The organism is Microbacterium sp. 22296 (genome assembly GCF_052045385.1).
Lineage (GTDB): Bacteria > Actinomycetota > Actinomycetes > Actinomycetales > Microbacteriaceae > Microbacterium.
In genome coordinates, this window is record NZ_JBQEOS010000006.1 from 58,979 (window position 1) to 71,397 (window position 12,419).

General features: G+C 69.5%; 10 protein-coding genes. 2 read left to right on the forward strand and 8 right to left on the reverse strand.

The genetic code is table 11. The annotated features are described in order from the left end of the window. Positions 1-106 precede the first annotated feature (106 nt). Together ACTJJP_RS12470 and ACTJJP_RS12475 are read right to left on the reverse strand one after the other, a co-directional pair. Complete coding sequence (locus tag ACTJJP_RS12470; RefSeq protein ID WP_055957426.1) at positions 107-469, reverse strand: HesB/IscA family protein; 363 nt, start codon at positions 467-469, stop codon at positions 107-109. Positions 470-540: 71 nt separating this feature from the next. After that, on the reverse strand, positions 541-1,935 hold the full coding sequence (locus tag ACTJJP_RS12475; RefSeq protein WP_440775319.1) for a dipeptidase: 1,395 nt from the start codon (positions 1,933-1,935) through the stop codon (positions 541-543). A gap of 46 nt (positions 1,936-1,981) precedes the next feature. Here ACTJJP_RS12475 and ACTJJP_RS12480 point away from each other — a divergent pair, with 46 nt between their 5' ends. After that, positions 1,982-2,554 carry a DUF3043 domain-containing protein gene (locus ACTJJP_RS12480; RefSeq protein ID WP_440775320.1) on the forward strand — a complete coding sequence of 191 codons (573 nt, stop codon included), beginning with the start codon at positions 1,982-1,984 and terminating at the stop codon, positions 2,552-2,554. Positions 2,555-2,716: 162 nt separating this feature from the next. Here the strand turns inward: ACTJJP_RS12480 and ACTJJP_RS12485 are convergent, their stop codons facing one another. The 5 genes from ACTJJP_RS12485 to dnaE all read right to left on the reverse strand — a co-directional run bounded on the left by ACTJJP_RS12485 (position 2,717) and on the right by dnaE (position 10,805). Continuing rightward, entirely contained in the window at positions 2,717-3,742 is a 1,026-nt protein-coding gene (locus tag ACTJJP_RS12485; protein WP_440775321.1) for a quinone-dependent dihydroorotate dehydrogenase, read from the reverse strand. Positions 3,743-3,747: 5 nt separating this feature from the next. Beyond that, positions 3,748-4,248: a transcriptional regulator NrdR gene (nrdR, locus tag ACTJJP_RS12490; RefSeq protein ID WP_440775322.1), complete on the reverse strand. Its 501-nt coding sequence runs from the start codon at positions 4,246-4,248 to the stop codon at positions 3,748-3,750. Between the two features lie 2 nt (positions 4,249-4,250). Continuing rightward, positions 4,251-5,552, reverse strand: coding sequence for a histidinol dehydrogenase (gene hisD, locus ACTJJP_RS12495; RefSeq protein WP_440775323.1), 1,302 nt, complete (start codon positions 5,550-5,552; stop codon positions 4,251-4,253). A 297-nt stretch (positions 5,553-5,849) separates the two neighbouring features. After that, entirely contained in the window at positions 5,850-7,244 is a 1,395-nt protein-coding gene (locus ACTJJP_RS12500) for a hypothetical protein (RefSeq protein ID WP_440775324.1), read from the reverse strand. Positions 7,245-7,340: 96 nt separating this feature from the next. After that, positions 7,341-10,805: a DNA polymerase III subunit alpha gene (dnaE, locus tag ACTJJP_RS12505; RefSeq protein ID WP_440775446.1), complete on the reverse strand. Its 3,465-nt coding sequence runs from the start codon at positions 10,803-10,805 to the stop codon at positions 7,341-7,343. 148 nt (positions 10,806-10,953) lie between these two features. Between dnaE and ACTJJP_RS12510 the strand changes: the two genes are divergently transcribed. Beyond that, on the forward strand, positions 10,954-11,427 hold the full coding sequence (locus tag ACTJJP_RS12510; protein WP_440775325.1) for an NUDIX hydrolase: 474 nt from the start codon (positions 10,954-10,956) through the stop codon (positions 11,425-11,427). A gap of 67 nt (positions 11,428-11,494) precedes the next feature. On the opposite strand, the gene ACTJJP_RS12515 is transcribed toward ACTJJP_RS12510, so the two are convergent. Next, positions 11,495-12,418, reverse strand: a complete 924-nt coding sequence (locus tag ACTJJP_RS12515) for an RluA family pseudouridine synthase (protein WP_440775326.1) — start codon at positions 12,416-12,418, stop codon at positions 11,495-11,497. Position 12,419: the final 1 nt, after the last annotated feature.

Genomic DNA, 12,419 nt, shown 5'->3' on the forward strand with positions numbered 1-12,419 from the left:
CAGGCCATTCGTCCAGTGCCGAGACAACGAGAACCCCCGGGGTTCCACGGTGCGATCCGTGGTCCCGGGGGCCTTCGAAGACGACGCTGAGCAGCGGCGACCGAGCTCAGTGGAAGCTGTCACCGCACGCGCAGGAGCCCTGCGCATTGGGGTTGTCGATCGTGAAGCCCTGCTCGGAGATCGTGTCTTTGAAATCGATGCTCGCACCGTCGAGGTACGGCACGCTCATGTCGTCGACGATGACCTCGACGCCGTCGAAGTCGACGACCTTGTCACCGTCGAGGTAGCGCTCGTCGAAGTAGAGCTGGTAGATGAGTCCGGAGCATCCGCCGGGCTGGACGGCCACGCGCAGACGGAGGTCGTCGCGACCCTCCTGCGACAGCAGGCTCTTGACCTTGTCGGAGGCGGCGGCGGTCAGGCCCACGCCGTGCTCACGGGTGTCGGCGGGCGACAGAGTGGTGTCGGTCATGGCGATGCCCTTCGTGTTGATCGGTCGCGGGGACGTGTCGAGTCTACGCCGATCCCGCCGCCGCGGCCCCGTCAGACGGTCCGATCGTTCAGTCGTGTCAGCAGGAGCGCTTCCGACACGAGGGCGTTGCGGAAGGTCTCGAGATGCAACGACTCATTGGGGCTGTGCGCCCGCGCGTGCGGGTCCTCCACCCCCGTGACGAGGATCTGGGCGGCCGGGAACTCCCGCACGAGGTCGGCGATGAAGGGGATGGACCCGCCGATACCGACGTCCACGGACTCGACGCCGTAGCCCTGGGCGAACGCCGCACGCGCTTCACCGACGGCCCATCCGCTCGTGTCGACGAGGAACGAATCGCCGCAGTCGATGTCGCTGAACTCGAGCCGTGCGCCGAACGGAGCGTGCGCGCGCAGGTGCTTCTCGATTGCGGCGAACGCCTCCTCGGCATCCTGTCCGGGAGCGACGCGTGCGCTGATGACGACGCTCGTCTCCGGAGCCAGGGTGTTGGACGCGGCGGATACCGGAGTGGCATCCCATCCGGTGATGGTGATCGACGGCTTGTTCCAGATGCGGCTGAGGATCGAATCGCGCCCGATGGGGGTTACTCCCTCGAGCAGGCCCGACTCCGCGCGCAGCTTCGTCTCGTCGTAATCGGGGGTCGCGACGTCGCGCACCGCGAGGCCGTCGACGGCCACGGCGCCGTCGTCGTCCCACAGGGTCGCGAGCAGCGTGACCGCGGCGAGCATGGCATCCGGGACCGCGCCGCCCATCATGCCCGAGTGCGACGCGTGCTCGAGCGTCTTCACCGTCAGAGTGAAGCGGGCGTTGCCGCGCAGGGACACGGTGAGTCCGGGCGTGCGTTCGTCCCAGTTACCGGAGTCCGCGACGACGATCACGTCGGAACGGAGGACGTCGGCGTTGTCGGACAGGAACTGCGCGAACGAGCGGGAGCCGAATTCTTCCTCGCCCTCGATGAAGACGGCCAGGCCCAGGTCGAGGTCGTCTCCGAGCACTTCGGCCACGGCGCGGATCGCGCCGACGTGGGCCATGATGCCGGCCTTGTCGTCGGCGGCGCCGCGACCGTAGAGACGGCCGTCGCGCACGGTCGGCTGGAACGGCGGGGAGTCCCACAGCGCCTCGTCGCCGGGGGGCTGCACGTCGTGATGCGCGTACAGCAGCACCGTGGGGCGTCCGTTGCGCGCAGCGCGCGATGCGAGCACCGCGGGCTGCCCCATCTCATCGGTGCCGGGGATGGCGGCGCGCGCGACCTTCACCGAATCGAAGACGCCGGTGCCCTCGAGGAGGGCTGCAACGGCATCGGCGCTCTTCACGAGCGCCGACTGGTCGAACGCCGGCCAGGCGATGGAGGGGATGCGCACGAGGGAACCGAGATCGGCGAGGGCGGCGGGGATGCCGGCGTCCGCTGCATTTTGCACAGCGTCCTGCCGGGACAGGTCGAGGGTCATGCGGGTAATCTTAAATCTCCTGATCAGCGAAGCACCGAGGTTTCCCGTGGCCAAGTCCCCCGCCCCCGCACCCAACGACACCCCCGTCGGCCCGACGGAGATCGGCACGGGCAAGGGTCGTGCGACCCCGTCGCGCGCCGAGCAGGAGGCCGCGCGCAAGCGCCCCCTCGTTCCCGACACCAAAGAGGCCAAGGCTCGCGCACGGGCCGAGCTCGCCGCGCAGCGCGAGAAGGCTCGGATCGGCATGGCCGCCGGCGAGGAGCGCTACCTGCCGGTGCGCGACCGCGGTCCCCAGCGCCGCTTCGCGCGCGACTTCGTGGATGCCGGATGGCACCTCGGCGAGGGCGTCATGCCGTTCATGGTCCTCGTCATCGTCGCGACGCTCATCCCCATGTCGATCTTCCAGTACTGGTCGTTCGTGGCGCTGTGGATCTTCATCCTGTTCGTCGTCGGCGACATGATCATCACCTCCATCCGCGTGAAGAAGGCCGCGAAGGAGAAGTTCGGCGAGAGCCGGCTGGAGAAGGGTCTCGGCTGGTACGCGGCGATGCGCACCGTGCAGATGCGTTTCATGCGTCTGCCCAAGGCGCAGGTCAAGCGCGGGCAGTACCCGGTCTGACCGCACCCGGTTCCACGAGCGGCGCGCCTTCGGGTGCGCCGCTTCGTCGTTGTGTCGACGCTGCAGGGCTCGGGTGCCCGGGACGCGCGGCCCGAACGCGATCGCGGCGACGCGTCGGGGACACGCGACGCGCGTGCGGATGACCGCACGAAGGCGGGCTCGTCAGCGGTTGCGTGCGAGGCCGCGGTTGATCTGACGGGCCCAGAGCGGTCCGCGGTAAAGGAATCCGGTGTAGCCCTGCACGAGGGTCGCACCGGCCGCGAGGCGCTCGCGCACGTCGTCGGCGGTCTCCACTCCCCCGGCCGAGATCACCACGAACTCCGCCGGCACCGCATCGCGGACGAGCCGCAGCACCTCTGCCGCGCGCTCCTTCAGCGGGGCACCGGACAGACCGCCGATGCCCGCGGCCTCGACGGTCGCGGCATCCGTCCGCAGGCCCGAGCGCGCGATCGTGGTGTTCGTGGCGATGATGCCGGATAGACCCGCATCGACGGCCAGGCGCGCGATGTCCTGCACCTCGGCGTCGTCGAGGTCGGGAGCGATCTTGACCAGGAGCGGAGTGTCGCCCGCGGCGTCGCGAACGGCCGTCAGAAGCGGGCGCAGGGTCTCGACCGCCTGCAGTCCGCGGAGTCCGGGCGTGTTGGGCGAGGAGACGTTCACCACGAGGTAATCGGCGAGGGGCGCGAGCAGCTTGGCGCTGCGGACGTAGTCGGTGGTGGCGTCATCGACGGCGACGACGCGGCTCTTGCCGATGTTCACTCCGATCACCGGGCGCGTTCGCGATCGACGCAGCCGCCGGAGCTTGACGGCCGCGGCAGCCGCTCCGTCGTTGTTGAAGCCCATGCGGTTGATCACTGCGCGGTCGGCGACGAGGCGGAACAGACGCGGCTTGGGGTTGCCCGGCTGCGGCAGCGCCGTGACCGTGCCCACCTCTACGTGACCGAACCCGAGCGCACCGAGCCCTCTGCCCATCGTGACGTTCTTGTCGAAACCCGCCGCGACGCCGAAGGGCGAGGGGAAGTCCAGGCCGAGCGCCCGCACACGCAGGTAGGTCGGCGGGGACGTGAACCGGCGGACCACGGATGCCACCGGCTCGACACCCGCGGCACGGATGACGAGCGCACCGAGGTGGTGGGCGAACTCGGGATCGAGGCGAGTGAGGAAGGTGCGGAAGAGGAGGGGATACATCACCGTCAGGCTACTGGACGCCCGTCGGGGTCGTCGTCCGCGAAGGCGGTGTCGCGGTCGGCGTGATCCGCGCGCAGCTGGGCGATCGCCGCGTCGAAGTCCTCGAGGGAGTCGAACGCCTGGTAGACGCTCGCGAAGCGCAGATAGGCGACTTCGTCGAGGTCGCGGAGAGGACCGAGGATTGACAGGCCGATCTCGTTCGCCTCGATCTGCGACGACCCCGTCTGCCGGATCGCCTCCTCTACCCGCTGAGCGAGCACGGCGAGGTCGGCGTCGGTGACCGGACGGCCCTGACACGCCTTGCGCACACCCGACATCACCTTCTCGCGGCTGAACGGCTCGACGACACCCGAACGCTTGATGACGTTCAGGCTCGCCGTCTCGACCGTCGAGAACCGTCCCCCGCACTTGGGGCACTGGCGGCGCCGACGGATGCTGAGGCCGTCGTCGCTCGTGCGGGAGTCGATGACCCGGGAGTCGGGGTTACGGCAGAACGGGCAGTGCACGATTACGCCTCGAAGCGCGCCGTCACGGCCTCGCCGTGCGCGGGCAGCGCCTCGGCCTCGGCGAGGACGACGATGGCATCGCGGACCTCGGAAAGCGCCGCGCGGTCGTACTCCACGACCTGCTGCGGCCTGAGGAACGTCGCCGCCGACAGCCCCGCCCCGTAGCGTGCCTGACCGCCGGTGGGGAGCACGTGGTTGCTGCCGGCGAGGTAGTCGCCCAGGCTCACGGGCGTGTACGGGCCGACGAAGACCGCTCCCGCGTTGACGAACTCCTCGGGGCGCGGGTCGGTGAGGTGCAGCTCCAGGTGCTCCGGAGCGTAGGCGTTGCTGAACGCGGTGGCCTGCGCGATGTCATCGACGAGCACGATCGCCGACTGCGGACCGTGGAAGGCGGCGGTCACGCGCTCGCTGTGGCGCGTCGCTTCCACGCGCGCGGGAAGTGCGGCCTGCACCGCTTCGGCCAGCACGGCGGAGTCGGTGACGAGCACCGCCGACGCCTGCTCGTCGTGCTCGGCCTGGCTGACGAGGTCGGCGGCGATCAGGCCCGGGGCGGCGCCGTCGTCGGCGACGACGAGGATCTCCGTGGCCCCCGCCTCGGAGTCCGTGCCGACACGGCCGGCCACGGCGCGCTTGGCGGAGGCGACGAAGTTGTTGCCGGGCCCGGTGACGACGTCGACCGGGTCGAGACCGATCTCGGACACCCCGTAGGCGAAGGCGCCGATGGCGCCGGCCCCGCCCATCGCGTACACCTCGGTGACGCCCAGCAGGTGCGCGGCGGCCAGGATGACGGGGTGCACGCGCCCGCCGAAGGCAGACTGCGGTGGTGAGGCGAGGGCGACTTCGCGCACGCCCGCGACCTGGGCCGGGACGACGTTCATCACGACGCTCGAGGGATAGACGGCCTTGCCGCCGGGCACGTACAACCCGACCCGGCGAACCGGCTGCCAGCGCTGGGTCACCCGGGCACCGACACCGATGTCCGTCACGACGGGTGCGGGCACCTGCGCGGCGGATGCCGTCCGCACGCGTTCGATGGCGACATCGAGGGCCGCGCGGATCTCGGGTGCGAGGTTGCGCAACGCCTCTTCCAGGTGATCGGCGGGGACGCGGATGGCGTGGTCGACCACCCGATCGAACCGGGCGGCCTGCTCGCGCAACGCCTCTTCACCGCGGTGAGCGACATCGTCGACGAGACGCGCAGCCGTGGCGAGGGCCTCGTCACGCGCGGCGTCGGCACGCGGGACGACGGCGAGGAGCTCGGCCGGCGAGAGCACGCGGCCGCGGAGATCGATCGTGCGGAGCATGCGTCCCAGGCTACCGGCCCCGCGCGCGGTGCTCCGCGCGAGGCGGGCGGCTCGCAGACGGTGCTCAGTCGGGGAACGCCTCTCGTCGTACAACGCTCAGACAGGTCGAACCTGCGCCCCTCGCCGCTCGGGCGGCGAGACCCTCGCAACCCGGTGCGGCGTGCCGAACGACGCAGATCGTGCGCCCCTCGCCGCTCGGGCGGCGAGACGCGCGCGACCGGGTCCGCCGTGCTGAGCGACCCGCGGGCTGCGCCCGCGAGTCGCCGCGCACACGGCGGGCGGCTCGCGGGGCGCGGGTCAGCCGCGCGTGATTCCCGACACGTCGTGCAGATAGCCGATGCGTCCGTCGTCGTGGCGCACCACGAACGTCTCGCCTCGGTCTTCGACGACGAGCGCCCACGCCGTGGGTCCGATGTGGAAGATCGGCGTGCCGTAGTCGTCGACGATCTCGCGCTGCTCGGGAGCGAGAGCCCAGAACGCCTGTGCGTGGGGGTGCTGGTCGCGGGACTCGGCCGACGCGTGGTGCGGCTCCTCCGCCCCGCGCTGCCCGTCGCGCACGTACCCGGAGCGGCCCTGCTCGCCGTGACGGTCGCCGTCGTGACGCCGGTCGTCGTGGCGGCCATCGCCGACCCGCCCGTCGTCGACGCGCCGATCGTCCTCGACGGCGTCGTCGGAACGGTACGCGTCGTCGGAGTGATGCGCGTCGTGGGAGCGGGACGTGTCGCGGCGCGGCGCGTCGTCGTCGTGTTCGTCGCGATTCGCGCGCAGGGGGGCGAAGACGTCGGTGTCGTTGTCGTCCCCGACGGGGGCGGGAAGCACCGTCGTGCGCGGAGCGGCCTCGTCACGCGCGATGTCGGTCGATCCGGTGTAGCTGCCGGGCGTGGCCGCGGCACCGTGACGCGGAGCGAACTCGTCGCCCGGGCGGGATGACGCGTGGTCCGCTTCGCCGCGCCGGGGGGCACGAGGGACGCGCGGTGCGCGAGGGCGGGCGACGACGGGACGGATCGGGCGAGCGCTGCGGTGGGCGGGAACCTCTTCGCGGCCCCGGAAGTCCTGCGCGAAAGGCGGGACGAGAGGCCCGAAGACCGTCAGCACCATGCCCGCGAGCAGCACGACGGCCTCGACCCAGATGACCCACGACCGCGTCCAGATGCCGGTCTCGTTGAAGATCACGACCGTGTCCCACACCCAGGAGACCCAGACGAACGCCGAGACGGTGAACGCGACCGAGGCGAACTGGTCGATGCCGAGCGAGCCGACACGACGGATGCCCTGGGGCGAGAGGCGGCGGAGCACCAGCAGACCCACGGCGACGGTCGGGAGCGCGACAGTGGGGATCCACCACAAGCCCGACAGCCAGACATTCGGACCGCCGATGAGCACGCCGGACGGGGAATCGAGGATGTTGACCCGGAAGAACGAGACGAAGAAGGAGACGACCCAGATCCCCAGGAGGGCGACCTCGCGCACGGAGAACGGTCCGACGCCGTACTGCGGGGCATCAGCGGTGCGAGGAAGGTGGTCGTGATCGCGCGCGCCGGAGTTGGCGTGGGCGGACGCCGGTACGGAACGGTGCTCCCCCGCACGCGGAGACGGCACGGGGGTGTCGTGGGCGGGCGTCTCGTCGACGGGCGCGGCGAGACTCTCACGATCGTCGGGGGTGTTCCCGTCGTGGGGGTTCTGATCGGTCACGATGATCCTTTCACCAGGTAGCCGGAGCGCCTGGTCATCCTAAACACGGGCTCGTCGGCATCCGCGGGGGCTTGCAGCGAGAGATTCGGGGGCGGTTCAGCCGAGGCAGTTCGGTCCGAGCAGACCTTTCAGCTCACCGAAGAGGTCGGCCGTGACCCGCACAGGCATCGGCACCTCGAACACCTTGGCGGTCCCGCCTTTGTGCAGCTTGAGAACGACCTCGGTCGAACCCGAATGTCGGCGCAGCATCTGCGCGAGCTCGCCGACGAGCGCCTCGTTCGCGCGCTGCTCCGGCACCATGAGCGTCAGACCGCCCGTCTCGTCGAGTCCTTCGAGGTCGGGCGCGAATGCGCTCTGCGCATGCAGGTTGAGGCCGTCGTCGCGTCGCGATACCCGGCCGCGCACGACGAGGATCGAGTCGGCCTGGAGCGCGGGGGCGAACTCGGCGTAGTTCTTGCCCATGAACATCACGGTGACCTCGCCGTTGAAGTCTTCGACGGTGATCATGCCGTAGGGGTTACCGCTCTGCTTCGCGACGCGGTGCTGCACGCTGGTGAGCAGACCGGCCACCGTGACCTGATCGCCGTCCTGCACGTCTTCGGATGCCAGCAGGTCGTGGATGGAGGTCGACGCGTGCTTGGCGAGGGGCACCTCCAGGCCCGCGAGCGGGTGATCGGAGACGTAGAGTCCGAGCATCTCGCGCTCGAACGCGAGCTTGTCCTTCTTGGTCCACTCCGGGCGCTCGGGCACCTTCACGACCTGCTGCGGTTCGTCCCACAGCGAGTCGAAGTCGAACCCGACCTCGCCGTTGGCCTCCCGACGCTTGTCGAGCACCGCGCCCTCGCACGCATCCTCGTGCACCTCGACGAGCGCGCGGCGCGTCGATCCGAGCGAGTCGAACGCGCCCGCCTTGATCAGCGACTCCACGGTGCGCTTGTTGGCCACGTGCATCGGAACCTTCGACAGGAAGTCGTGGAACGACGTGTACTTGGCATCCTGTCGGGCAGACACGATGCCGTCGACCACGTTGGTGCCGACGTTGCGCACCGCGCCGAGACCGAAGCGGATGTCTTCCCCGACGGCGGCGAAGAAGCGGATCGATTCGTTGACGTCGGGCGGCAGCACCTTGATGCCCATGCGGCGGCACTCGTTGAGGTACACCGCCATCTTGTCTTTCGAGTCGCCGACGCTGGTCAGCAGGGCGGCCATGTACTCGGCGGGATAGTGCGCCTTGAGGTAGGCCGTCCAGTACGACACGAGACCGTAGGCCGCGGTGTGCGCCTTGTTGAAGGCGTAGTCGGCGAACGACTCGAGCACTTTCCACAGCGTCTGCTGCGCGACCTCGCCGAACCCGCGCTCGGTCATGCCGCCGAAGAAGATCTCCTTCTGCTTGTCGAGCTCGCTCTTCTTCTTCTTGCCCATCGCGCGGCGCAACAGGTCGGCCTGGCCGAGCGTGTAGCCGGCGACGCGCTGGGCGACCGCCATGACCTGCTCCTGATACACGATCAGGCCGTAGGTCGTGTCGAGGATGTCGGCCAGCGGCTCCTCGAGCTCGGGGTGGATCGGCTCGATCTCTTGCTGCTTGTTCTTGCGCAGCGCGTAGTTGATGTGCGAGTTCACGCCCATGGGACCGGGGCGGTAGAGCGCCAGCACCGCCGAGATGTCCTCGAAGTTGTCGGGGCGCATGAGCCTGAGCAGAGACCGCATGGGCCCGCCGTCGAGCTGGAACACGCCCAGCGTGTCTCCGCGCGCGAGGAGCTCGTAGGATGCCGTGTCGTCGAGGTCGAGGTCTTCCAGCACGAGGGGGTGCCCGCGGTTGGCCGCGATGTTGTCGAGGGCGTCGTTGATGATCGTGAGGTTGCGCAGCCCCAGGAAGTCCATCTTGATCAGGCCGAGCGACTCGCATGCGGGGTAGTCGAACTGCGTGACGATCTGGCCGTCCTGCTCGCGGCGCATGATCGGGATGATGTCGATGAGCGGCTCGCTCGACATGATCACGCCGGCGGCGTGCACGCCCCACTGGCGCTTGAGGTTCTCGAGTCCGAGGGCGGTGTCGAAGACCGTCTTGGCCTCGGCGTCGGTCTCGATGAGGGTACGGAACTCGCTCGCCTCTTTGTAGCGCGGGTGCTCGGGGTTGAACATGCCGTCGAGGGGCATGTCTTTGCCCATCACGGCCGGAGGCATGGCCTTGGTGAGACGGTCGCCCATGCTGAACGGGAAGCCCAGGACGCGCCCGGCGTCTTTCAGGGCCTGCTTGGCCTTGATGGTGCCGTAGGTGACGATCTGCGCGACGCGCTCGTCGCCGTACTTCTCGGTGACGTACTGGATCACCTCGCCACGGCGGCGGTCGTCGAAGTCGACGTCGAAGTCGGGCATCGAGACGCGGTCGGGGTTGAGGAAGCGCTCGAAGATCAGGCCGTGCTGCAGCGGGTCGAGGTCGGTGATCTTCATCGCGTACGCGACCATCGAGCCGGCTCCCGACCCACGCCCGGGCCCCACGCGGATGCCGTTGTTCTTGGCCCAGTTGATGAAGTCGGCGACCACGAGGAAGTAGCCCGGGAACCCCATCTGCAGGATGACGTCGGTCTCGTACTCGGCCTGCTTGCGCACCGCGTCGGGGATGCCGCCGGGGTAGCGGTCGTGGAGGCCGTTCTCGACCTCTTTGATCATCCAGCTGCCCTCGGTCTCGCCCTCGGGGACGGGGAAGCGCGGCATGTAGTTGGCGGAGGTGTCGAACTCGACCTCGCACCGCTCGGCGATGAGCAGCGTGTTGTCGCACGCCTCGGGGTTGTCGCGGAAGACCTGGCGCATCTCGGCGGCGGACTTGACGTAGTAGCCGTCGCCGTCGAACTTGAAGCGCTTGGGGTCGTCGAGCGTCGAGCCCGACTGCACGCACAGCAGGGCCGCGTGGCTCGTCGCGTCGTGCTGGTGGGTGTAATGCAGGTCGTTCGTGCCGACGAGAGGGATGCCGAGGTCTTTCGAGATCTTCAGCAGATCGGTCATGACCCGCCGCTCGATCGACAGGCCGTGGTCCATGATCTCGGCGAAGTAGTTGTCTTTGCCGAAGATGTCTTGGAATTCCGCCGCGGCGGCGCGTGCGGCGTCGTACTGGCCGAGGCGGAGCCGCGTCTGCACTTCACCGGAGGGGCAGCCCGTGGTGGCGATGAGCCCCTTGCCGTACGTCTGCAGAAGCTCGCGGTCCATGCGGGGCTTGAAGTAGTACCCCTCCATGCTCGCCCGCGACGACAAGCGGAACAGGTTGTGCATTCCCTCGGTCGTCTCGGACAGCAGCGTCATGTGCGTGTACGCACCCGAACCCGAGACGTCGTCGCCCTGCTGCTCGGGCGTACCCCACCGCACCCGTGCCTTGTCGGAACGGTGCGTGCCGGGGGTGACGTACGCCTCGATACCGATGATGGGCTTGATGCCGGCGTCTTTGGCGGTCTTGTAGAACTCGTAGGCCGCGAAGGTGTTGCCGTGGTCGGTGACCGCGATGGCCGGCATGCCCAGTTTGACGGCCTCTTGCACCATCGGGCCGATGCGTGCGGCCCCGTCGAGCATCGAGTACTCGCTGTGCACGTGAAGGTGAGCGAAGGAGTCAGCTGCCACGTACCGAGTGTACGTTCGGCCCCCGACATCGCTCCCGGATGTTCGGGGCGGACGCCCAGCCGGCGATGACCGCCGCGCGCGGCTCGGCTACGGTGGGCGCGTGCCCACCCCCGATTTCGTGCTGGAACTCCGCCGTCACATCGGCATCCGTCCCCTCCCTCTCGTGGGGGTGACCGCGGTGATCGTGCGCGACGGCCACGTGCTGCTCGGGCGCCGAAGCGACAACGGGCGGCTCACGCCGATCACCGGCATCGTCGACCCTGGGGAGGAACCCGCCGACGCCGCCGTCCGCGAGGCGGAGGAGGAGGCAGGGGTGCGCATTCGGGCCGACAGGCTCGCCTGGGTGCATCAGATCCCGCGGGTCACCTACGCCAACGGCGACCAGAGCGACTACCTCGACCTGACCTTCGCGTGCCGCTGGATCTCGGGAGAACCCGTGCCGGTGGACGGGGAGATGACCGAGGTGGGGTGGCATCCGATCACCGTCGTCGACGAGATCCTGGATGCCGACATGTCGGCGCGCGTCCGAGCGGCGCTGGACGATCACCCGACGCGCTTCGAAGGCGGGCGCTGAGGATCGCCCGATCCGGACGACGCGACGCTCAGCGCGAACCCGCCCGAACCCGATGACGGACCCGCCGTCAGGCTCCGTCTCCGAGGACCTCCAGCGCGTGGGCAAGATCGGGCGGGTAGGGCGACTCGAACGAGACCCATTCCCCCGTGCCGGGGTGCGCGAAGGCGAGCCGGTGCGCGTGCAGCCATTGCCGCGTCAGCCCTAGTCGCGCGGACAGCGTGGGGTCGCCCCCGTACAGCGGATCGCCCGCGCACGGGTGCCGGTGAGCAGCCATGTGCACGCGGATCTGGTGGGTGCGGCCCGTCTCGAGATGGATCTCGAGGAGCGACGCCCGCGGGAACGCCTCGAGGGTCTCGTAGTGCGTGACCGAGTCCTTGCCGTCGGGGGTCACGGCGAATTTCCACGAGTGGTGCGGATGCCGTCCGATCGGCGCGTCGATGGTGCCGCTGAGCGGGTCGGGATGTCCCTGCACGACCGCGTGATAGATCTTCTCGACCTCGCGGTCTTTGAAGGCGCTCTTGAGCAGCGTGTACGCGCGCTCGGTCTTCGCGACGACCATGAGACCGCTCGTCCCTGCGTCGAGGCGGTGGACGACTCCGCGTCGCTCGGCCGGACCACTGGTGGCGATGCGGAAACCCGCCGCCGCCAGCGCGCCCAGGACGGTGGGGCCCTCCCAACCGAGCGAGGGGTGCGCGGCCACGCCCGCCGGTTTGTCGACCACGACGATGTCGTCGTCGTCGTGCACGATCCCGAGGTCGGGAACCGCGACCGGCACGATCTCGGGTTCGCGCTTGGGCTCCCATTCCACGCTCAGCCACGTGCCCGCGCGCAGGCGATCGGATCGACCGACGGTGCGCCCGTCGACGCTCACTCCCCCGGCGTCTGCGACATCGGCCGCGAAGGTCCGCGAGAACCCGAGCATTTTGGCCAGTGCCTGGTCGACGCGCGTTCCATCGAGCCCGTCGGGGACGGGGAGGCTCCGCGACTCCATG

Coding starts and splice junctions, on each gene's coding strand:
- ACTJJP_RS12470 (WP_055957426.1), bottom strand. CDS start 469: ATGACCGACACCACTCTGTCGCCCGCCGACACCCGTGAGCACGGCGTG.
- ACTJJP_RS12475 (WP_440775319.1), bottom strand. CDS start 1,935: ATGACCCTCGACCTGTCCCGGCAGGACGCTGTGCAAAATGCAGCGGAC.
- ACTJJP_RS12485 (WP_440775321.1), bottom strand. CDS start 3,742: ATGTATCCCCTCCTCTTCCGCACCTTCCTCACTCGCCTCGATCCCGAG.
- hisD (WP_440775323.1), bottom strand. CDS start 5,552: ATGCTCCGCACGATCGATCTCCGCGGCCGCGTGCTCTCGCCGGCCGAG.
- dnaE (WP_440775446.1), bottom strand. CDS start 10,805: ATGCTCGACGGGGCCGCACGCATCGGCCCGATGGTGCAAGAGGCCGTC.
- ACTJJP_RS12515 (WP_440775326.1), bottom strand. CDS start 12,418: ATGGAGTCGCGGAGCCTCCCCGTCCCCGACGGGCTCGATGGAACGCGC.